This is a genomic window from Paeniglutamicibacter quisquiliarum, assembly GCF_019084045.1.
GTDB classification, from domain to species: Bacteria; Actinomycetota; Actinomycetes; order Actinomycetales; family Micrococcaceae; genus Paeniglutamicibacter; species Paeniglutamicibacter quisquiliarum.
Map to the genome: position 1 here is coordinate 382,041 of NZ_JAHRED010000001.1, position 20,510 is coordinate 402,550.

24 protein-coding genes are annotated in these 20,510 nt (G+C 66.7%); 14 read left to right on the forward strand and 10 right to left on the reverse strand.

Annotated elements, in window-relative coordinates:
* Position 1: 1 nt before the first annotated feature.
* Genes KRR55_RS01675 through KRR55_RS01705 form a run of 7 tightly spaced genes read right to left on the reverse strand, consistent with a single transcriptional unit; the run spans position 2 to position 5,747 of the window.
* Complete coding sequence (locus KRR55_RS01675) at positions 2-859, reverse strand: prenyltransferase (RefSeq protein ID WP_217387303.1); 858 nt, start codon at positions 857-859, stop codon at positions 2-4.
* 2 nt (positions 860-861) lie between these two features.
* Positions 862-1,218: a lycopene cyclase domain-containing protein gene (locus KRR55_RS01680; RefSeq protein WP_217387304.1), complete on the reverse strand. Its 357-nt coding sequence runs from the start codon at positions 1,216-1,218 to the stop codon at positions 862-864.
* Positions 1,215-1,574 (reverse strand): lycopene cyclase domain-containing protein, encoded by a 360-nt coding sequence (locus KRR55_RS01685; RefSeq protein WP_336245009.1) that lies wholly within the window; start codon positions 1,572-1,574, stop codon positions 1,215-1,217. Before KRR55_RS01685 ends, KRR55_RS01680 begins: the two co-directional genes overlap by 4 nt.
* Positions 1,571-3,199, reverse strand: coding sequence for a phytoene desaturase family protein (crtI, locus tag KRR55_RS01690; protein WP_217387305.1), 1,629 nt, complete (start codon positions 3,197-3,199; stop codon positions 1,571-1,573). The genes KRR55_RS01685 and crtI overlap by 4 nt, the downstream gene beginning before the upstream one ends.
* A complete protein-coding gene (locus tag KRR55_RS01695) occupies positions 3,196-4,128 on the reverse strand; it encodes a phytoene/squalene synthase family protein (protein WP_217387306.1) in 933 nt (310 codons plus the stop codon). The genes crtI and KRR55_RS01695 overlap by 4 nt, the downstream gene beginning before the upstream one ends.
* Positions 4,129-4,131: 3 nt before the next feature.
* On the reverse strand, positions 4,132-5,199 hold the full coding sequence (locus KRR55_RS01700) for a polyprenyl synthetase family protein (RefSeq protein ID WP_254455737.1): 1,068 nt from the start codon (positions 5,197-5,199) through the stop codon (positions 4,132-4,134).
* Positions 5,200-5,246: 47 nt separating this feature from the next.
* Positions 5,247-5,747 carry a MarR family winged helix-turn-helix transcriptional regulator gene (locus tag KRR55_RS01705; RefSeq protein ID WP_217387308.1) on the reverse strand — a complete coding sequence of 167 codons (501 nt, stop codon included), beginning with the start codon at positions 5,745-5,747 and terminating at the stop codon, positions 5,247-5,249.
* A gap of 123 nt (positions 5,748-5,870) precedes the next feature.
* Here KRR55_RS01705 and KRR55_RS01710 point away from each other — a divergent pair, with 123 nt between their 5' ends.
* Together KRR55_RS01710 and KRR55_RS01715 are read left to right on the forward strand one after the other, a co-directional pair.
* Complete coding sequence (locus KRR55_RS01710) at positions 5,871-6,689, forward strand: tryptophan-rich sensory protein (protein ID WP_254455738.1); 819 nt, start codon at positions 5,871-5,873, stop codon at positions 6,687-6,689.
* Positions 6,686-8,158, forward strand: coding sequence for an SDR family oxidoreductase (locus KRR55_RS01715; protein WP_217387309.1), 1,473 nt, complete (start codon positions 6,686-6,688; stop codon positions 8,156-8,158). The genes KRR55_RS01710 and KRR55_RS01715 overlap by 4 nt, the downstream gene beginning before the upstream one ends.
* Here the strand turns inward: KRR55_RS01715 and KRR55_RS01720 are convergent.
* A complete protein-coding gene (locus tag KRR55_RS01720; protein ID WP_336245010.1) occupies positions 8,155-8,721 on the reverse strand; it encodes a MarR family winged helix-turn-helix transcriptional regulator in 567 nt (188 codons plus the stop codon). The genes KRR55_RS01715 and KRR55_RS01720 overlap by 4 nt on opposite strands.
* A gap of 330 nt (positions 8,722-9,051) precedes the next feature.
* On the opposite strand from KRR55_RS01720, the gene rlmN reads away from it, so the two are divergent.
* The 10 genes from rlmN (at position 9,052) to KRR55_RS01770 (ending at position 17,426) form a co-directional block, all read left to right on the forward strand.
* Positions 9,052-10,257 carry a dual-specificity RNA methyltransferase RlmN gene (gene rlmN, locus KRR55_RS01725; RefSeq protein ID WP_254455797.1) on the forward strand — a complete coding sequence of 402 codons (1,206 nt, stop codon included), beginning with the start codon at positions 9,052-9,054 and terminating at the stop codon, positions 10,255-10,257.
* Between the two features lie 53 nt (positions 10,258-10,310).
* Positions 10,311-10,778, forward strand: coding sequence for a carboxymuconolactone decarboxylase family protein (locus KRR55_RS01730; protein ID WP_217387312.1), 468 nt, complete (start codon positions 10,311-10,313; stop codon positions 10,776-10,778).
* A 7-nt stretch (positions 10,779-10,785) separates the two neighbouring features.
* Positions 10,786-11,604: an oxygenase MpaB family protein gene (locus KRR55_RS01735; protein WP_217387313.1), complete on the forward strand. Its 819-nt coding sequence runs from the start codon at positions 10,786-10,788 to the stop codon at positions 11,602-11,604.
* A gap of 252 nt (positions 11,605-11,856) precedes the next feature.
* Positions 11,857-12,462 carry a SipW-dependent-type signal peptide-containing protein gene (locus KRR55_RS01740; RefSeq protein WP_217387314.1) on the forward strand — a complete coding sequence of 202 codons (606 nt, stop codon included), beginning with the start codon at positions 11,857-11,859 and terminating at the stop codon, positions 12,460-12,462.
* Between the two features lie 9 nt (positions 12,463-12,471).
* Positions 12,472-13,080, forward strand: a complete 609-nt coding sequence (locus KRR55_RS01745; protein WP_217387315.1) for a SipW-dependent-type signal peptide-containing protein — start codon at positions 12,472-12,474, stop codon at positions 13,078-13,080.
* 23 nt (positions 13,081-13,103) lie between these two features.
* A complete protein-coding gene (locus KRR55_RS01750) occupies positions 13,104-14,291 on the forward strand; it encodes a signal peptidase I (RefSeq protein WP_217387316.1) in 1,188 nt (395 codons plus the stop codon).
* A complete protein-coding gene (locus KRR55_RS01755; protein ID WP_217387317.1) occupies positions 14,288-14,842 on the forward strand; it encodes a hypothetical protein in 555 nt (184 codons plus the stop codon). The genes KRR55_RS01750 and KRR55_RS01755 overlap by 4 nt, the downstream gene beginning before the upstream one ends.
* 350 nt (positions 14,843-15,192) lie before the next feature.
* Positions 15,193-15,558, forward strand: a complete 366-nt coding sequence (gene trxA, locus KRR55_RS01760) for a thioredoxin (RefSeq protein ID WP_217387318.1) — start codon at positions 15,193-15,195, stop codon at positions 15,556-15,558.
* 113 nt (positions 15,559-15,671) lie between these two features.
* Positions 15,672-16,877 (forward strand): pyridoxal phosphate-dependent aminotransferase, encoded by a 1,206-nt coding sequence (locus KRR55_RS01765; RefSeq protein ID WP_336245011.1) that lies wholly within the window; start codon positions 15,672-15,674, stop codon positions 16,875-16,877.
* A gap of 138 nt (positions 16,878-17,015) precedes the next feature.
* A complete protein-coding gene (locus KRR55_RS01770; protein WP_217387319.1) occupies positions 17,016-17,426 on the forward strand; it encodes a DUF2695 domain-containing protein in 411 nt (136 codons plus the stop codon).
* 35 nt (positions 17,427-17,461) lie between these two features.
* Here KRR55_RS01770 and KRR55_RS01775 read toward each other — a convergent pair whose 3' ends face one another.
* Entirely contained in the window at positions 17,462-17,905 is a 444-nt protein-coding gene (locus KRR55_RS01775) for an acyl-CoA thioesterase (protein WP_217387320.1), read from the reverse strand.
* 99 nt (positions 17,906-18,004) lie between these two features.
* Complete coding sequence (locus KRR55_RS01780; RefSeq protein ID WP_217387321.1) at positions 18,005-18,520, reverse strand: MarR family winged helix-turn-helix transcriptional regulator; 516 nt, start codon at positions 18,518-18,520, stop codon at positions 18,005-18,007.
* A 92-nt stretch (positions 18,521-18,612) separates the two neighbouring features.
* Between KRR55_RS01780 and KRR55_RS01785 the strand changes: the two genes are divergently transcribed.
* Both KRR55_RS01785 and KRR55_RS01790 read left to right on the forward strand, forming a co-directional pair.
* Positions 18,613-19,284: an NADPH-dependent F420 reductase gene (locus KRR55_RS01785; protein ID WP_217387322.1), complete on the forward strand. Its 672-nt coding sequence runs from the start codon at positions 18,613-18,615 to the stop codon at positions 19,282-19,284.
* A 37-nt stretch (positions 19,285-19,321) separates the two neighbouring features.
* Positions 19,322-20,365 carry an LLM class flavin-dependent oxidoreductase gene (locus KRR55_RS01790; protein ID WP_217387323.1) on the forward strand — a complete coding sequence of 348 codons (1,044 nt, stop codon included), beginning with the start codon at positions 19,322-19,324 and terminating at the stop codon, positions 20,363-20,365.
* Positions 20,366-20,510: the final 145 nt, after the last annotated feature.

The window sequence follows — 20,510 nt, forward strand, 5'->3', positions numbered from 1 at the left end:
TCTAGCGGCCCAGGACATGCCAGATCAGCAGCATGGTGACGATGAAACCGGTGGCGTAGTTCAGCCAGAGGAAGCGCCGCCACCCGGCGTTGGCCGCGGCGGAGTCCTCGTCCCGCAGCCGCGCGTACGGCAGCACGTTGGCCAGGTAGGGCAGCGCCAGCAACGCGGCCAGCGGACCGGGCCAGTCGGTGGTCAGCAGCAGAGCGCCGGCTCCGAGATAGGCGGCCGCGGCGAAGCGGACCGTCCACCTGGCCCCCAGCACAGTGCCGATGGAGCCCAGGGATGCGGCGCGGTCGGGCACTATGTCCTGCACGGCGCCAAAGGCATGCGAGGCCATGCCCCAGAGGAAGAAGGCCACCAGGATCGCCACCAAGGCGTAGTCGAAGTGCGCCCCGGCCAGCACCAGGCCGTAGAGCGCGGGGGAGACGAAGTGCGTGCTGGAGGTCAAGGAATCAAGGAAGGGACGCTCCTTGAAGCGCAGTCCCGGGGCACTGTAGGCGAGGAGCGCCGCCATCGAGAGCAGCAGCACCAAGTTCGACCGCCAGGAACCAACGATTCCCAGCACCGCCAGGAACGGCACGCAGGCCACCGCGCAGGCCACCAGGATTCCGCGGTGCCGGCTGCGGTCCACCACCGCACCCTCCGCCCCGCCCTTGCGCGGGTTCAGCAGGTCAGATTCGTGGTCGAAGACGTCGTTGATGCCGTACATGGCCAGGTTGTACGGGATGAGGAAGAAGAGCGTTCCCACCACCGCGATCCAGTCGATCTGCCCGGCGGCCAGCAGGTAGGCGGCGGCAAAGGGGTAGGCGGTGTTGACCCAGGAGACGGGCCTGGAGGTCACCGTCAGTTCGCGCAGCATCGCTAGCATTCCCTTCCGGTGCCGGGCAGCGTACCGGGCTCCGGCGTGCCGCCGGCGGGAGCGCCCCCGGCCAGCCACCACAGGGCCGGGACGACAAGCGCCGCGCAGAACGGGTAGCTGAAGTCCTCCAGCGGGGCCAGGCCCACGCGGATGCCCAGCAGGGCCTGGTTGTTGTAGTCGAAGAGGCCGGAGCCGATCATCACGTTGTCGAACACCGCGGTCAGCACCAGCAGCACCGCCAGGGTGAGCCCGGCCGCCGGGGCGATGTCGCGCAGCCTCACACGGCGCACGCGCAGTGCCACGGCGAAGAGCGCCAGGGAGCCAAGCATGAAATACAGGGACAGGTGGGCGAAGCTCATGGTCGTTCCTCCAGGGTCGCCGCGGGCGTGGTGGGGCGGGCCGCCACGGCGCGCCGTGCCCGCAGGGCCAGGGCACCGGTGAACAGGACCATCGCGTTGTAGCAGAGGAAGAACAGGAAGAAGGCCTCTTCCAGCGGCAGTTGGGGACCGAGCATCACCCCTGTCATCAGGGCGGACTCGCGGTGCAGGAAGATTCCCAGGTCGATGGCGATCACGTCCCACAGCAGGAACATCGCGGTGCCGCCGGCCAGTGCCAGTGCGGCGGGCAGGGGCCGGGCGAAAACGAACAGCCGGTACCTGGCATCCAGGGCGGCCATGCAGGCGATCAGCGTCAGCAGGATCAGCAGGTAGGTCACTGGTGTGCCTCCCGGGCCGATGCGGTGCGCGGGGCCGGCCCAGCCCACGCCGGGTGGCCGGGGCCGATGGGTCCCTTGTCGGTGATCCCGTTGATTTTCTTGGCAATGATTTCGGCACTGATCAGACACATGGGGATGCCGATGCCCGGACGCACCGAGCTGCCCGCATAGTGCAGCCCGCTGACCTTCGAGCTGTGGTTCGAGGGGCGGAAAAAGGCCGACTGCCCCAGCGTGTGGGCCAGCCCCAGGGCTCCTCCCTGCCAGGCATTGACGTTCTGCGCGAAGTCGCCGGGGCCAAAGCTCTGGCGCACCACGACGCGCTCGCGCAGGTCCTCGATCCCGACCCAGGCGGCCAACTGGTCGAGCGCGGCATCCGCCACGGCCTCCACCTGATGCGATCCGGTGCCGTCCGGGCCGCCGGTGCCCCACGCGGGCAGAGCGGGGGCGGGAACCAAGATGAACAGGTTCTCGTGGTCCGCCGGCGCCACGGAGGGATCGGTCGCGCTGGGCATGCAGACATACAGGCTGGTTTCCTCCGCGAGGTCCTCCCCGCGGTGGATGCGCCCGAAGTTGTCGTCCCAATCGGAAGTGAACAGCAGATTATGGTGGCTGAGCTCCGGTAGCTTGCCGGCGATTCCCAGGCAAAGCAGCACGGCGCTGGGCCCCGGATCGCGCCGCCTCCAACTGGCCTCGGAGGAGGAACGAAGTTTCGCCGGGAGCAGCTCGGTCTCCAGGTGGTGCAGGTCCGCGGCTCCCACCACGGTCTCCGCCTCCAGATGCCGTTCCGTGCCCTTCTGGATCCAGCGCACGCCCCGGGCACGGGCGTTCGCGCCGGTGCCGGAGACCTCGATTCCGGTGACCTCGGCCCCGGTGATGATCTGCACCCCGGCATCGATGCAGAGCGAGGCCATGGCATCGACCAGCTGCGCGAAGCCGCCCATCGGGTACTTCACCCCCTGGGTCAGGTCCAGGTGGCTCATCAGGTGGTAGAGCGCCGGGGTGCGCTTGGGGCTCGAGCCCAGGAACACCGCGGGATAACCCAGGATCTGGCGCAGCCGCGGATCACTGAAGCGCTTGGCCACGAAGGAGTCCAAGGATCCGGCCAGCAGCGGCGCGAGCTTGGGCAGCAGCGGCAGCAGCCGGGGATCAAGCAAGGAAGAGGCGGAGGAGAGATCGGCGTAGAGGAAATGCTCCAGGGCCAGGTCGTGGCTCTCGGCGGCCTTTTCCAGGTAGCTGTCCAAGGCGGCGCCGGCACCGGGCTGCAGGGATTCAAAGGCTTCCCGGGCCCCGGACCCGGATGGCATGTCCAGTGGGGTGTAGTCGCCCTGGAACCAGGTGCGGTAGCCGGTCGGCAGGTCCACCAAGTCCAGCTCGCGGTCCGTGGAGGTTCCCATGAGCTCGAACCAATGTTCAATGACCTCGGGCATCAGGTACCAGGAAGGGCCGGTGTCGAAGCTGAATCCTCCGCGCCGAAACCGCCCGGCGCGGCCGCCGAGCTCGTGCTGCTTTTCCAGCAGGGTGACCCGGTGCCCGGAGGCGGCAAGCAGGCCGGCGGTGGCCAATCCGGAGAATCCTCCGCCGATGACAGCGACCCGGCGTTGGCCCGGCAGGGATGCATTTTTCATGGTTGTCCTTTGGTCGCCGGGGCGGTGGTGGCAATCGCGGGGCGCCCGCCCAGGACGGTGCGCAGCGCGATCAGGGTCTTGCGTCCGGGCGGCACCGAGATCCGCCGGGTCATCAGCTCGGCGGCGGGGGTGCGTTCGAGCCGGTGGTTCAGCTCGCTGAACAGCCCGTGGGCCATTGCCACGGCGCGGGCGGCGCGTGGGGCAAGGTGCGGGACGCCCAGCGCGGCTGCGTGAAGGTCCGCACGGATCTCCCGCACGAGGGCGTTTTTGTGTTCGTCGGAGAAAGCCAGTGGATCCAGCCCCGGGAAGTAGCTGCGGCCCAGCTCCGAGGTGTCGGCGGCCAGGTCGCGCAGGAAATTGACCTTCTGGAATGCCGCTCCCAGGTGCCGGGCGGCGGCCTCGGTTTCCGCCTCGTGCCCGGCCGGGGCGTCGGGCATGGAGCGGAACACCCGCAGGCACATGAGTCCCACGACTTCCGCCGATCCGTAGATGTAGCCCTTCAGGGTGGCCGCGTCGTGGCTGGCGACCTGCAGGTCGCTGCGCATTGAGGCGAAGAACGGGCGGGTCAGCTCGGTGTCGATGCCCTGGGAACGGGCGGTGCAGGCGAAGGCGTGCACGATCATGTTCGTGCTGTAGCCGCTGGCCAGCGCCGCCTCGGTTTCGGCCTCGAGTTGTTCCAGGGCCGCGGCGACCTCCCGGACCTCGAGGCCCGCCTCGCGGGCGACCCCGTCGACGACCTCGTCGGCCAGGCGTACCAGGGCGTAGATGTTGGAGATGTGTTCGCGGGCCGGGCTGCCCAGCAGGCGGCAGGCCAGCGAGAACGAGGTGGAATACCGGGTGATGACCACCCGGGCGCTGCTGCTGGCCGTGGCCGAATAGCGTTGCAGGGCGGTGGGCCCGCCGGTTCCGGTTATGGTGTGCGCGTTCATGTCCTAGGCACCCCGGTTCAGGATCAGGTCGGCGAAGCCCTCGAGCTCGGAGCTGACGCGGGCGGGCAGGTTGAGCGTGCGCGAGGCCGAGGTGGCGCCGGTGCACAGGTCCTGCGCCAGTTGCCGGGCGAAGCGCTCGGCACCGGTGGATTCCAGGGCCAAGCGCATGGCCGGAACGTCCGCGTCCCGGTCCCGGAAAAGCTGCAGGTCGTCAGTGAATCCGGGAGTTGCCGCGGCCATTGCCGTGAGGATGGTGCTTTTGCCTTCACGCAGGTCCGATTCGATGGACTTCCCGGTCTGCTCAGGGTCCCCGAAGGTCCCCAGGATGTCGTCGATGAGCTGGTAGGCGACGCCCAGCTGGCTGCCGATGTTGGCCAGGGCCGAGGCCCCGGCGGCATCGGCACCGGCCAGAAGCGCCCCGGTGTGCAGCGGCACCGAGAAGGAGTAGGCGGCGGTCTTGAGCTTTTCCATCCGCAGCACCTCGTGCACCTGGGCCGGAACAGGGTCCAGGGAGAAAAGCAGGTCCTCGAGCTCCCCGGCACCGGCATGGTGGATGGCCTGGTGGAAGGAATTTTCGATGGCCTCGGCCGCCGGCAGTGAATCCGCGGCGCGCCGGGCGAGCCTGATCGCGGCCGCCAGCAGCAGGTCGCCGGCGATGATCGCCGCCGCGTGTCCGGCATGCTCGGCGTCCTGCGCGGACTTGCCCCGGTCCAGCGCATCGTCGCGGTACAGGGCCGAGAGGGTGGGGCGCCCGCGGCGGGTGAAATCGCGGTCAATGACATCGTCGTGCATCAGCAACGAGCAGTGGAGCAATTCGAAGGCGGAGCCCAACTGGATGACGCGTTCTAGGCCATCCCCGGACTCGGTTCCGTCCGCGGCGGGAGACGCGAAAGCCTGGTAGCCCAGCAAGACCAGCCGTGGTCGGGTGAGCTTGCCGCCCTCCAGCGCCAGCTCGATGCGGGACCAGAGCGTTTGGGTGGCCTTCGAATACTCGCCTGCAGCATCCCGGTGCTCCTGGATGACTGCGGCCAGGTGGCATCTGACCCGCTGCTGGAGCGCGTCGGATCCCATGGCAGCTCGTGGTCTGCAAGTCTGCGCGGGAATTTGGCTGGGCAGGCTCATGATCGTTCGTTCCGTTTCTTGGTGGCGATGGGAGGAGTGAGGGCGTCGATCCGGGATTGCATGGCGGCGAGGATGTGTTCCAGATAGCGCACCACCGCGAGTTGTCCTTCGGGATCGAGCCCTAGGATGCCCAGTTCCGCATCGGCGAACAGTGGCCGCAGGGCCGTCATCGTTCGGGTCACGGCCTCGGGGCTGGGATGCAGCAGCAGGCTGCGCCGGTCGGTGGGGTGGGCCGAGCGGATCACGAACCCGCGCCCGCTCATCCGGTCGATCAGGGTGGTGGTGGCGGCGCTGGAGATGTTCAAATTCGCGGCCAGGTCACCGGGAGTCATCGGATGATCAAGCATCAGGTGCTGGAGGGCTTGGAAATCGGTCTCGTTGATTCCCAAGTGGCGGCACAGGGCATGTTCCAGGGCATCGTTTCTCCTGAGCACCGAGTGCAGCAGTGCGGAGGCCGCGTGTGGGCCCGACGTCTCGCCCGCGTGAACTTGGATCATAAATCCCTCGAATGGTTGATTACTAGCTTAGCTAGATACATCATGTGTTAACAAGATAGGGTTTGTCGAGTAGGGCTGATGAATTCCGTGCATATTTCCCCCACAGCAAAGGAGACCCATCCCATGCAATCGACACCACCGGCGTCCGCAACGAGCCGGATCATGTGCGCAGCGGCGGTATTTGCTGCCATCGCCGGCGCCTTCATCGGAAGCGGCGCGCTGGGAGGCACCCCGATTGCCGAGGCCGCCGACGGACGCCTCGGGGCCGATTCGACGCTGCTGGCCCCGGGCACCGGAGCGTTCTCGATCTGGAGCGTGGTCTACATCGGGTTGGTTATCTACGCTCTCTGGCAGCTGACACCCGGGGCGGCCCGCAGTGCCACGCAGCGACGCATCCGACCGTGGGCAGCCGGCTCCGCGATCCTCAACGCGCTGTGGATCGGCGTGGTGCAGCTCGGCTGGCTCGGCGCCAGCGTCGTGGTGATGCTGCTTCTGCTGGCGGTGTTGGCCAGGATCTTTGTGCTGATGAAGCCGCGGATCGAGAAGCGCACCGAGCGCTGGATCATGGCGTTGACCTTCGGCCCGTATCTGGGCTGGGTCAGTGTGGCAACAGTAGCCAACATCGCCGCCTGGCTCTCCGAGCTCGGCGTGGGTGCCGGGGCGACCTGGACCGTTGCGCTGGCCTGTGTCCTGGTGGGGGTCGCTGCCCTCATCGGAGCCCTGACGGTGGCGTATTCCGGGGGCCGCATCGCGGCCGCCCTGGCCATGGTGTGGGGCATTGCCTGGATCGGCGTGGGACGCAGCGACGGCGGACTGGAATCCGGCACCGTCGCGGCCGCCGCCTATTGCGCGGCCGGGGCCCTGCTGCTCTTCGCCCTCGTGTCCGCCGCAAGGCGACGGGTTCGCGGGGACGCACCGGCCGCGACGGGGGTGGCGAGATGAGCGTCATTGCCGTCACCGGGGCCACCGGCTACATCGGCGGGAGACTGGTTCCGCTGCTGCTGGAACAGGGCCACAGCGTGCGGGTGCTCACCCGCCGCAGCAACGCCCTGCGCGATGTTCCCTGGGGGTCGCGGGTACAGATCGTGGAGGGGGACCTGACCGATCCGCAGGCCGCTGCCCAATTGTGCGAGGGAGCCGCGGTCCTCTACTACCTGGTCCACTCGATGGGCGGCACCAGCAATTTTGCCCCCGTCGAGGAACGCTGTGCCAACACCATCGTGGAAGCGGCCAGGGCCGCAGGCCTCGGGCGTCTGGTCTATCTCTCGGGACTGCATCCCGAGGGCGAGCTGAGTCGCCACCTGGCCTCTCGGGTCAAGGTCGGGCGGATTCTGGAATCCAGCGGCATTCCCACCATTACGTTGCAGGCCGGGCTGATCATCGGCTCCGGGTCCGCAAGCTTCGAGATGGTCCGCCACCTCACCGACGTGCTTCCGGTGATGCCCGCCCCGCGATGGGTGCTGAACCGGGTCCAGCCCATCGCCGTGCGCGATGCCCTGCACTACCTGGGTGCATGCGCGGGCCTGCCGCCGGAGGTGTCCGGCACCTACGACATCGGCGGGCCGGAGGCGCACAGCTACGGGGATATGATGCGCCTGTACGCCGATGCCGCGGGCATCCGCCGCCCGGTCATCCTGGCGCTGCCGGTGCTGACCCCGTGGCTGGCGGCCCAATGGGTCAACCTTGTCACCCCGATCCCGCGCTCGCTGGCCATTCCGCTGGTCGAGTCCCTGCAGCACGACTGCGTGATGCGAAACCGCGACATCGATGCGGTCATCGACCGCCCCGCCGAGGGGCTGACCGGATACCGGCGCTCCGTCGAGCTGGCGCTGGCCAAGATGCGCGACGACACCGTGGAAACCACGTGGACGACCGCCCACGCCCTGGAAGCTCCCGCCGAGCCGCTGCCCTCGGATCCGCAATGGGCCGGGCACACCGTCTTCACCGATGTCCGGGAGCGGGAAACCAGCGCGAGTCCCGCTGCGTTGTTCCGGGTCATCGCGTCACTCGGCGGGGAAACCGGCTACTACTCGCTGCCCGGCGCGTGGGCGCTGCGCGGGATCCTGGACAAGCTCGCCGGGGGAGTGGGCCTGCGCCGCGGTCGGCGCAACCGCACCTCCCTCGCGTTGGGGGACGCGGTGGACTGGTGGCGCGTGGAAGAGCTGGTGCCGGATCGCCTGCTGCGCCTGCGCGCGGAAATGCGGGTCCCCGGGCGGGCATGGCTGGAGCTCTCGGTGGAACCGACCGAATCGGGGAGTCATTACAGGCAGCGTGCGGTGTTCTTCCCCGAGGGCTTGGCGGGCCGGCTGTACTGGCTGGCGATCCTGCCCTTCCACGGGGTGATTTTCTCCTCCATGGCCCGTCGCATCACCACTGCCGCCGAGGGGCTCGAGGCCAAGGACGAGGCCTAGTCTTCGGAGGGCTTGCGCTCGCCGACCGATCCGATGCTGTCCTCGAGGTCCATGGCCGTTTCGGCGAGGAACCGGATGACCACCTCGCGTTCGGCGGAGCTCAGCCGCGCGGCCGCGCCGAAGCGCGCGGCGTGGTGCCGACCGACCTGCTGGCGGGCGGCAAGATGCGTCTCGGGGGTCACGGTGATGCACAGGGATCGGCGGTCGGTGGGGTGTGCCGCGCGCACCACGTGGCCCGCCTTCTCCAGCCTGTCCACCATCTTGGTCACCGAAGCGGTGGTGATGCCCAGGTGCTTGGCCAGCATTCCCGGGGTCACCGCGGTGTCGGTGTTCTTGGCGGAGATCAGGAATCTGATAGCCCGCATGTCGGTCTCGTTCAGGTGCATGTAGCTTTGCGAGGCGCGGGAGATCTTGCGCTCAACGGCCCGCAGCCGACCCATTTCGGACATGATCCGATCGATCTGCAGCAGCGTTTCCTCGCTGAGCTGCGACCTGTCGATCAATTCGCTGCGGGGATCGCTCGAGGCAAGGTTGAAGATCGTGGGAAGTTCCTCGCGGTCCACTGGAATCCACTCCCTTTCCCTTGCGCAGGCTGATAAGTTCGACGTCCCCATGATACGACCCGGTCAGGCCACGGCCGGTATCGGCCGGGTTCTGCGACCGGGATGCTTTGCCTGGCCGTCTTAGTCGCCCCCTGTTAGCCCGGAGACCCGCGCGGCGGCCCCGGGGGGGTGCCCAATCTCACCGCCCACACTCTGGACATGCATGGGAGAATGGAATGGATGACTTCCCCCGAAAAAACCCCAGTGACCGTGCCTGCCACTACTGCGCCCGCCGCAGAGGACGCCGCGGCCCGCCGCGCCGCCCAGGCCGCGGCCCAGGGTGCCCAGCAAATGCGCATCTCCGAATCCCGTGCCAAGGCCGAGGGCCGTCCACAGGTGCGCCCCACCGCCGAGGGGTGGAAGCAGGCCATGGGCGAGGACGGCCGCCCGCAGCTCCAGTTCACCGCCAAGGCCCGCGTCAGCCAGCCCCCGGTGCACCTGGCCGACCTCACGCTGGCCGAGCGCGCCGCCAAGCTCAAGGAGATGGGCCTGCCCGGCTTCCGCGCCAAGCAGCTCTCGGTGCACTACTTCCAGCACTACACCACCGATCCCGAGCTGATGAGCGACCTGCCCAAGGACCGCCGCGCCGAGATCGCCGAGGTCATGTTCCCGAAGCTGCTCACCGAGGTGAAGCGACTGGCCACCGATGACGGCAAAACCATCAAGTTCCTCTGGCGTCTCTTCGACGGCTCGCTGGTCGAGTCGGTGCTGATGCGCTACAGCAACCGCATCACCCTGTGCATCTCCTCGCAGTGCGGCTGCGGCATGAACTGCCCGTTCTGCGCCACCGGCCAGGCCGGCCTGACCCGCAACATGTCCACCGCCGAGATCCTGGACCAGATCGTCCAGGCCAACCGCGTGATTGCCGAGGGCGGACTGGGCGGCCAGAAGCACCCGGAAGAGCGCGTGGGCAACATCGTCTTCATGGGCATGGGCGAACCGCTGGCCAACTACAAGCGCGTCATGAACGCCGTGCACCGCATGGTCGCCGAGGCCCCCGAGGGCCTCGGCATGAGCGCCCGCGGCATCACGGTCTCCACCGTGGGCCTGGTCCCTGCCATCAACAAGCTCTCCGAGGAGGGCGTGCCCGTCACCTTCGCGCTCTCGCTGCACGCGCCGGACGACGAGCTGCGCGACGAGATGATCCCGGTGAACTCGCGCTGGAAGGTCGACGAGGCACTGGATGCCGCGTTCAACTACTACGTGAAGACCGGTCGCCGCGTTTCCATTGAGTACGCGCTGATCAAGGACATGAACGACCACGGCTGGCGCGCGGACCTGTTGGCCCGCAAGCTCAACGCCCGTGGCCGCGGCTGGGTGCACGTGAACCCGATCCCGCTGAACCCGACCCCGGGCTCGGTCTGGACCGCTTCCGAACCCGACGTGACCGCGGAGTTCATCGACCGCCTGGAGTCCGCCGGCGTGCCCACCACGCTGCGCGACACCCGCGGCAAGGAAATCGACGGCGCATGCGGCCAGCTCGCCGCGGCTGAGTAGGCTGTAAGCACCACGTTGGGGCGCGATGCGCCATTGATGAGAAGAGTTCTTTGATGTCGTTGGCAGCACCGTTTTTCCTTGACAAGTCCGACACCGCCAGCTGGAAGGCCCTGAACGGCCTTTCGCTCAAGGTCAAGGAAGCAGCGGATGCCGCCGGACTGGGCACCCGGCTTATCGAACTGCTCAACGTGCGCATTTCCCAGATCAACGGCTGCTCGTTCTGCCTGGACATGCACTCGCGGATGGCGCTCGAGGCCGGCGAGACCTCCCAGCGCCTGGCGGTGCTCTCCACCTGGCGGGAAACCTCGCTGTTCGACGACCTGGAGTCGGCCGCCCTGTCGGTAGCCGAGGCAGCCACCTCCCTGCCTGACTCGGAATCCCGGATTGCCGAGCTCGCGGCCTCCCGGCTGGTGCTTGATGACGCGCAGTTCTCCGCGGTCCAGTGGGCTGCCATCGCCATGAACGCCTTCAACCGCGTTTCCATCCTGTCCCAGCACCCGGTGCGCCCGAGCAAGAAGTAGCGGCGCCATGGCGAGGGGCACGAACACCATCCGGGGCGCGAAGGCGCACCCCGAATCCGTGCTCTCCCGCTTTGCCCCCGAAGCCGTGTATCTGCTGGGCGGCGGCCGGGCGATCCTGTTGCAGCTCGCGTTGCCCGGCGTTGGCCACGGCGTGGCCAGGCATTCTAATTTTGCATCCAACCCGTTGGGCCGGCTCAACGGCACCTTGACCTATATCTACGCCCTGAGCAACGGAACCGACGAACAGCGGGCCAAGGTTCGAGGCATCGTCCATGCAGCCCACGCACCGGTCAAGGCGGCCGCCGCCAAGGACGGCTCGCACCCCGCGTACTCCGCGCGCGACCCGAAGCTGCAATTGTGGGTCGCGGCCACACTCTACGACTCCGCCGTGCAGATCCAGCGCGCGGTGTTCCCACCACTGGACGAGGACACCGCCGAGGCGCTGTACAGGGACTACGCGCAGCTGGGTACCGAGCTGGGCATGCCGGCGCACCTCTGGCCGGCCACCCGGGCGGACTTCGCCGAATACTGGGCCCGGACCCTGGGACAGATGCGGGTCGATGGCCCGGTTCGCGCGGTGGCCCATGAGCTGCTGGCCGCCAAGCATGCTCCCTGGTGGATGCGCGCGGCGATGCCTCTGGTCCGGCTCATGTCCATCGGGCTGCTGCCCGAGCCGGTGCGCGCCATGTTTGGCTTCGAATTCGGCGCGCGTCAACAACGGGGAGTGGATCTGGTGTTTCGCTGCGCTCGCATTTCGATGCGCATCCTGCCGCGGGCCATCCGGCACTTTCCCATGCGTTTCTACTTGCGCCGTTTGGGTAGCTGAACGGCCTGATTCGTTAGCCACCTGGCTGCCGGTATTGCCTTGTCTTGGGGCTTGCGGCTAGTCGTTAGGGGCATCCTTCCAATCTTGCCCGGCAATTGGCCATCCTTTCGCCAAACCCCCGCAACCGTACTGTATTGGCTCCCGGGCGCTGTTAGCTTGTGGAAGAGGAAGAGACTCCGCGTATGACTGTCTCACGCGCTTGATCCATCAGCGTTCCGGCAGCGACAAGGTATTTGTAGCAAGGGGGAGCTAATGGCTCAGAAGGACAAGAACCGCAAGATCCGGGCGATACTGGCCGGCGGATTGGTGCTGGGCGTCGGTGCAGCGGTAACGCTTGCCGCATGGAACGACTCCGAGTTCGCGCAGGGCGTCTTCGGCGCCGGACATTTCAACATCCAGGGAAGCACCGACGGCACGACCTTCAGCGACCATGCCTCCGTCGGCGCGGCCGCTCCGCTTGGATTCTCGGCCGGCTTCGACAACCTCAGCCCCGCCGACACGGCCGCAGCACCCTTCGTGCTGCACCTGGACGCGGCCACCACCAACGACGCCACGGTCTCCGTTGATGCGGCCAGCGCCACGGGCACCGCAGCGGCCGAACTCACCTACGGGATCGTCCAGGTCGACTCGCTCGCGGCATGCACCCCCACAGCAACCGGCTCGCAAACCATCGTCCCGTCCGGCACGGCCATGGACTCCGTCGCCGGTGCCAGCACGTTCACCCTGGCACAGAGCACGGTGGACGGCGCCCCCGGCGCCGACGTGTTCCTGTGCGTGCAGGTAACCGCCGGCCCAACCATCGCCCAAGACACCGCGGCCAACGGAAACTGGGCATTCCTCGGCAGCTCGACTTCCTAAAACCGCCGGATGCGACACACCAAGACGACGGTTTCCAGGCGGCGTTTCACCCGTCTCAGAGCCGTCCTGGCCGGTGGCCTGGTGCTCGGAATCGGCACCACGGCCACGCTTGCCGCGTGGACCGATGAGGAACACGCCTCCGGATCCTTTCAGGCCGGCACCTTCTCGATCGTCGGCAGCACCAACGGCACCGAGTTCAGCGATCACCCGACCGCTCCGGGCGCCCCGCTTGTTTTCAGCGTGACACCGGACGCCATGGTGCCGGGCACGACGGTGTTCGCCCTGTACTCCGTGAAAACCGCGAATTCCAGCGTCGCCGGCTCCGTGCAATTGGCGGCGGACCCGGGAAACGGCACCGGGCTCGGGGAATACCTGCGCTATGGCGTCAGCGGGGTCCCGGGAACGACCTGCAACGCCGCCACGTTCGCGGCGGGCACCTCCGTCGTCTCCGCGGGTACCGGGCTGACCTCGGGGTCCGCCGCCAAGATCGCGCTGGGGGCCAAGGGGTCCTCCACCGTAAACTACTGCTTCGCCGTCACCCTGCCCACGACAGCACCCAACGCCGCCCAGGGAACGGTCCTCACCGGACGCTGGGCCTTCGCCGCGACGGCCGAGTAGCCGGGCCTGACATGGATAGGCGGATGCGGGGCGCGGGGAGGTTCCTGGGCGATGCCATGTTGAGCCTGGCGGCGTTCGGGGGATTTGTCTGTGTCTTGCTGGTCATTCTCGCTTTTGTATTCAACGTTTCCCTGATCATGTTCAAGACCGGTTCCATGGGCCCGACGATCCCTGCCGGGTCGCTGGCGGTGGTGCGCGAGATACCCGCGACTAAGATCCGGGTCGGGGATGTCGTGACCGTTGAGCGCCTGGCGGCCCTCCCGATCACGCACCGCGTGACCTCCGTGGGCGACGGTCCGTCGGATGCAGAACGAGTCATCACGATGAAGGGGGACGCCAACGAGGCGGCGGACCCGGCCCCATACACCGTCAGCGACGTCCGGATCGTCATGGGATCCGTGCCGAACCTGGCCTACGGCGTGGTGTGGCTGTCCAGTCCATGGGTGCTTGCCCTCCTGACCCTCGGCGCGTCGGCGTTGGTCACGTGGGCGTTCTGGCCGCGCGAATCCCGGGAAGAAGATGATGCCGCCGAGGAAGATCAGATTCGCATTCCCGGGCAACCCGGGACCGGCACGCATCCTGCGCTGGTCTTCCTCGTCGCACCCCTGGCCCTTGGGTTTGCCGTGGCAGCCCCCTCCCAGGCCGCCACGGAGGAGATCGTATCCAGTGGGCATCTGAGGTTGACCACGATCGGGGACAAAGCTGCAATGGCCCATCTGGTCCCCGGGGAACCCGTGCATTGGCAGGTCGGCGTTGCCGTCGAGGACTCGCCGCCGGGCGAAGTGAGCATCGAACGGCTGGGCAGCGGGAACGCGGGACTGGGACTGCACGCGGCCATCCGCTCCTGTGACCGGCGATGGGTCGCGGGGACCTGCCCCGGGGACACCGACAAGCTGCAGGGCGCGACTCCGGTTGCCGTTGACGGGATCACGCGGCAGCTGACGACCATCTCCTCGGCGGAGCAGCGTTGGCTGCTGTTCGATCTCTGGCTGCCGGCGGGCGGCCGCCCCGATGCCGCGGGCGGGCCCGTCAACTTAGAGGTGCACGCCGCCGGATCCGGCGATGGCCTCATGGTTTCACCCGGACCGGCCGGCCCGCTCGCCCCCACCGGAACCAACCCGCTGTTGGCCTTGTTCGCCGCCGTGGCCTCCGTTGGTCTCGGGCTCGCACTGGCCGGGGCGGCAAAAGTGTCAAGGAAGTGGAAGCGATGAAAAATGCCGCGCCGCAGGACTTGAACACGCGAAGGCAGCGCCGCAGCCGAAGGCGCCTTGGCGCTGCCGCGGCGATGTGTGCCGGGCTTCTGGTTGCGTTGGTCCCGCCCGCTGCGACGACGGCCGCCTGGACGGATGCCGAACACTCCTCGGCAGGCTTCGCGGCGCTGGTGGTTCCGGCCCCGGTCATCGACAGTTGCACGGCGGAGAGTGTTTTGGTCAATTTGAGTCTCAGACCCAGGGTCATTCTCACCTGGCACTATCCATCGGTCGGATACACCCGTGCCGGGGCGCAATACTGGTCGGGAACCAGTGTGGCCAACCTGGCCCAGGTGTCAGAAGGAAACGGGCTTTCGACGACAGGCGCGGATCCCGGCCCCTACACCAGCACGTTCCAGGGTGGCTTGCTGGCCGGGCTTCTCGGGGGAACGGCACACGTCGGAATATCTGCCGGGCACGCCTCCGGCTGGTCTTCGAAGATTTCGACCGCCCGTGCGACCTTCCCCCTGCTCGTGGGTTCGGGCTCCTGTGTGATCACCAACGCCTCCTGAGGGAGGCCGACTGATGCGATCTCGATGTAATCCGCGGGCCGGCGCGTCACGGCATCAAGGACGCAGCCGGGGGAAAATGAAACGACCTGTGTCCAGGACGTCCGGCTTAGGCGCAGTGGCAGCGATCTGCCACGGCCACGTCGCCGAGGGCATCCTCGATGTGTTCACCGCAGCCTGCCCAGGTCGGCTTGGCACAGCTGTCGCAGGTGATCTTCTTGCACATGTGGTGGCTCCCTTGGAGAATTTTGAACGAACTACCTAGGAATATTACCGTTGCCCGTGCGGTTGACCTATTTGCGGATCCGCTCGTGATCCGCGGAAATCAAACCTCCCGAAGGGATGAAGCACGCATGGCTTCCGTTGTACTCAACTCCGCAAATTTTGAATCCACCATTACCGAACCGGGCACCGTGTTCGTGGACTTCTGGGCCGCGTGGTGCGGCCCGTGCCGCAACTTCGCACCGGTGTTCGAGGCCGCCAGCGAGAAGTACCCGGACATCACCTTCGGCAAGATCGACACCGAGGCCGAGCAGCAGCTGGCCGCCGCCGCCAACATCACCTCCATCCCGACGTTGATGGCTTTCCGCAACGGAATCCTGGTCTTCTCCCAGCCCGGCGCACTGCCCGCCGAAGCGCTTGAAGACTTGATCGGCCAGGTCCAGGGACTGGACATGGAAGCAATCAAGAAGGATATCGCGGCAGGCGTCAAGGCGTAATTCCCCTGCACGCTAGCGATTCGAAGGCCCCACCGCGTGGGGCCTTCGCGCTTCCACGCTCCGGTATGTGACAGGCTGGGTGAATCAGATCGGCACCAGTTACCGGAGGAAAAGTGCAGCCCAGATTGAAGGTCGCGGAGCGGGCGAAGGTTCCGGCGTTTGAGGTCATGAACATCCTCGACCGGGTCGCCCAGTTACGGGCAGCGGGACGCAATGTCATTTCGCTGTGCGCCGGCGAACCCGGCGACGGGGCCCCGTCCGCGGTGTCCAAGCGGGCCGCCGAGATCCATGCGGCGGGAACGCCGCTGACCTACACGCCGGCACTGGGCATCCGGGACCTGCGGGAAGCCATCGCGGGACACTACAAGCGTTGGTACAACATCAGTGTCTCTGCGGACAACGTCGCCATCACCACCGGCAGCTCCGGTGCCTTCATGCTGACCTTCCTTTCCGCGTTCAACACCGGAGACAAGGTGGCGTTGGCACGCCCCGGCTACCCCGCCTATGCCAATATCCTGCGCACGTTGGGCATCGATGTGATTGAGCTGGATGCCGGGCAGGAATCGCGCTACCAACCCACCGTGCAATTGCTGGAAGCGGCATGGCGGGAACATGGACGGCTCGATGGCCTAATGCTGGCCTCGCCGGCGAACCCCACCGGCACGATGGTCTCCGGAAGCGAGCTCGCGGAGCTCGCCGGGTGGTGCAAGGAACGCGGCGTCAGGTTGATCAGCGACGAAATCTACCACGGCATCGACTATCCGGAGCAGGGATCGGAGGCCCGACGCTCGGTCAGTGCCTGGGAATTGGACACCGACACCGTGGTGATCTCCAGCTTCTCCAAGTACTGGGGCATGACCGGGTGGCGTTTGGGGTGGGCGCTGGTTCCCGACGACATGCTGCCCACCGTGGACGCATTGGCCGGCAACGTGGCGTTGTGCCCGCCGGCACCCGCTCAGTATGCCGCGCTGGCCGCGTTTACCGAGGAATCCTATGACGAAGCTGAGGCCAGGGTTGCCGAGTTTGCGAGAACCCGCGCCGCGGTGCTGGACTCGATGGGTCGGCTCGGCTGGGGCGAGAGCGCGCCGGCCGATGGTGCCTTCTATCTGTATGCAGACCTGGGCGACCAGCTCGGTTCACATGAAAATGCCGCCGCATATTGTGCCGCGTTGCTCGAAGCCGAGGGAGTGGCCATTGTTCCCGGCAACGACTTCGACCATGTCAATGGGCACAGTCACGTGCGTCTGAGCTTCGCAGCCGGATACGAGGCCGTCACCGCAGCCCTTGAACGGATCGTGCACTTCCAAGCCAACGCCTGACATCCACGGGAAGTCGCTTCTCCTCACAGCCTTTCGGCTGCCGGGACGCTTTCGCGGATCCACAGGCTGGAGGCCCGAGGTCCCCTTGCCGGCATCCAGAACCCAAGCTGAAGACTCCATTCATACAAGGAGTCCACCATGGAGCAATACACCGTCTCGGAACTTGAGGACGCGCTCAAGGTCGTCAAGCGGCTGCTGCCGCCGCGCTACGAATGCCTGGCCTGCTACGTCAACCGCATGCTCGACCACGGGTGCAGCGGACTGAAATGGTGCACCACCTACCGGGACCTTCGTGCACCGCGGGCCACCTCGCTGGAGCGAAAATTTCCGGAGCTGGGCGGCTATTGCGATTGCGAGGTCATGGCTAACGTGTTCAGGGTCAACGACGAGTTCTGGACACGGGGTGAAGACGGGAACGTCAACGAAAGCTACGGTCCTCCATGTCACAAGGTCCGCTTGGGCACCATCCGGCCCTGCGAATTGTGGCTGATGCGCAGCGGCGTCCAGTGGGGCGGGGGAGTCTTTCGTGCCGCAACCAAGGCCTCGTAACCGGGTTTGAGCGGCGGACCCGGCGCTGCTGCCCGCTACGGCTTCAGATCGTCGGGCTGCTTGATCTTTAGGTGTTCGCCCGGGATCCGGTCGCGGTCGTAGGTGATCTCCGAGTAGCCGTGCGGGGCGGGGATGCCGTCCGGGCCCATGTTCACGAACACGATCTTCTCGATGGTCAGGATGGATTGGCGGGTGATCATGTTGCGGACTTCGGCACGCATGGTCAAGGAGGTGCGGCCAAAATGGGTGGCGGTCAGGCCCATTTCAATGAGGTCGCCTTGCTGCGCCGAGGATACGAAGTTGATTTCGGACATGTACTTGGTGACAGCAAATCCGTTGCCCAACTGGACGATGGCGTAGATTGCCGCTTCCTCGTCGATCCAGCGCAACAGGCTTCCTCCGAAGAGTGTGCCATTGGCATTGAGGTCTTCGGGGCGGACCCATTTGCGGGTGTGGAATGTAATGTCGCCGGCGTTCATGGCACGAGTCTATGGTGTTTGCACGTGTCGGATCGCCGTTGGCGACCCAAACCATCGGGCTGTGTCGTTTCCGCTTGGAGGAGCCCAGCGGCCAGGGGACTAACCCAGGTGGTCCATGGCTTCGCAGGGGTTGGCTCCGGGCTGGGCGCGATGGATTGCCATGGAGAGCTTGGAAACCAAGCGTGCGAGTTGCGCGCTCTCGATTGAATCGAGCTCGGTGAGCAGGGCTTGCTCGGCCGCCGCAACGCGGGCCTCGAGCCTTTTCAGCAGGGCTGCGCCCTGCTTCGTGGCAACGATCTTCCGGGCTCGCCGGTCCGTGGGGGCCGGCACGCGCTCAACCAGTCCGGCGGCCACGAGATCGTCGAGGAGATAGGTCAGCACCGTGCGGTCGATGCCGAGGTGCGCACCCAGGGCCTGTTGGTTCGCCGGGTCGTGGTGAACCACGGTGGAAAGCATTTGGTAGCCGCGTACTGAACAGGGCATCTCCTCCACTGCCTCGGCAAAGCGCGTTTGGTGTCCGCGCAGGATCATTCCCAGGTGCCAAGCGAGATCGCCGGGAATGAGCCCCGGCAGCGGCTTGTCCGGTGCGAGGGGTGAATGCTGTAGGGAGGCCATGGCACCCATCATACCCGAATCAACGGTGTTGCGCAGATGATCTGTTCGGAATATAGTCTGTAATACAACATAAGTTTTGGAAGGCGGGACGCATGGACATCGGCGAACAAGGGGAAGCGGCTTCCCGGGGGACCATTGGCATTCTGGGAGCCGGGCGTGTGGGCACGGCGATGGCCCGTCTGGCCATTGCCGCCGGATACCGGGTCAAGGTCGCCACCTCGAAGCCGGCGGCCGACAACGAGCTGATCATCGAGATCGTCACGCCGGGCGCGGTGGCCGTAGATGCGGGCGAGGCCGCGGCCTCGGACCTGGTGGTCGTCGCCATCCCGCTGCACAAGTACAGGTCCTTGGACGCCGGCGCCCTCGCCGGTCGTGTCGTCGTCGACGCCATGAACTATTGGGCCGCCACCGACGGCGACATTGCCGACTTCGAGAAGACCCACCTGTCCTCCAGCGAGGTCGTGTCCGCCTACCTCGTCGGATCGCGCGTCGTGAAGTCCTTCAACCACATCGGATACCACGAGATGGAACCGGATGCCGCCGAGCAGGGATCGCCGAACCGCCGGGCCCTGGCCGTTGCCGGCGATGACGAAGCCGCCAAGGCAATGGTGGCCGGGTTTATCGACACGCTGGGCTTCGACTCGGTGGACGCGGGCGACCTGGCTGCGGGAAAAGCGTTTGAACCCGGAACCGACATTTTCAACGGGCGCTTCAACGCGGCCGAACTGGCGCAGGCGCTGCAGCACAGCCTGGCCACAGCCTGACCACCGTCCGCCCCCACAACGAAGGAGGATTGACCACATGGAAATCGGTGCCTACAGCTTCGGCGACACCCAGCGCAATACCAACGGATCCCTGCAGCCAACCGGCGAGGCCATCCGCAACCTGTTCGAGGCAATCAAGCACGCGGATGCCGTCGGCCTGGACTACTTCGGCGTGGGGGAGCACCATACCACCAGCATGCCGGCGTCATCGCCCGGCGCCCTGATCGCCGCCGCGGCGGCAGCGACGAGCCGCATCAAGCTGGGCAGCGCCGCAAGCATCATCAGCACCGACGACCCGGTGCGGATCTTCCAGCAATTCGCCACGGCCGACGCGGTCTCCGGCGGCGGGCGGATCGAGATCACCGCCGGCCGCGGTTCCTCCGTGGAGACGTTCCCGCTCTTCGGCTATGACCTGGGCGAGTACGACGAGCTCTATGCGGAAAAGCTTGACTTGCTGATGGCCATCAACAATGCCGGCGGCAACCACGTCACCTGGTCGGGTACCAAGCGCCCGGCAATCGAGGACCTGGCCGTGGTGCCGCGTCCGCTCGGTGGCCACCTGCCGATCTGGGTCGCCACCGGCGGCAACGCAAGCTCTTCGGCCCGCGCCGGCCAGCTGGGACTGCCCGTGTCCTATGGCATCATCGGCGGGGAACCGCACCGCTTTGCCCCGCTGGCCGAGCTGTACCGGCGCGCCGGTGCCCAGGCCGGGCATCCGGCAGATTCGCTGAAGATCTCGGTGGCTGCATTGGGTCTGGTCGCCCCGACCAAGCAGGAAGCGCTCGAGCGTTTCTATCCGGGCTGGTACAACCTCAACGTGGAAATGGGCCGGCTCAGGGGCTGGCCGGCACCGGACAAGCGCGCCTACGACGCGCAGGCGGAGGCCCCGGGCGCATACTATGTGGGTTCCCCCGACGAGGTGGCCGAGCGCATTGTCCACCTGCATGGCTACATGGGCCACATGCGCCACTTCCTCCAAACGGACATCGGCGGGCTCCCGCAGGAGCACCTGCTGGAGTCGATCACGCTGCTGGCCACCGAGGTCAAGCCTCGCGTCCAACGACTGCTCGCGCGGAAGTAGGGGCGCCGCCGTTTCGACGAAGACCTTCGCTCGCTGCGGGCATTGAGACGCGATGGGACCCAGTTGGGTGGACCCAGCCAGGTCAACCCACGTGAGGGTAGAACTTGTGACCGTATCTTTGCTTGGATTGGACCTGTGGTTCCAA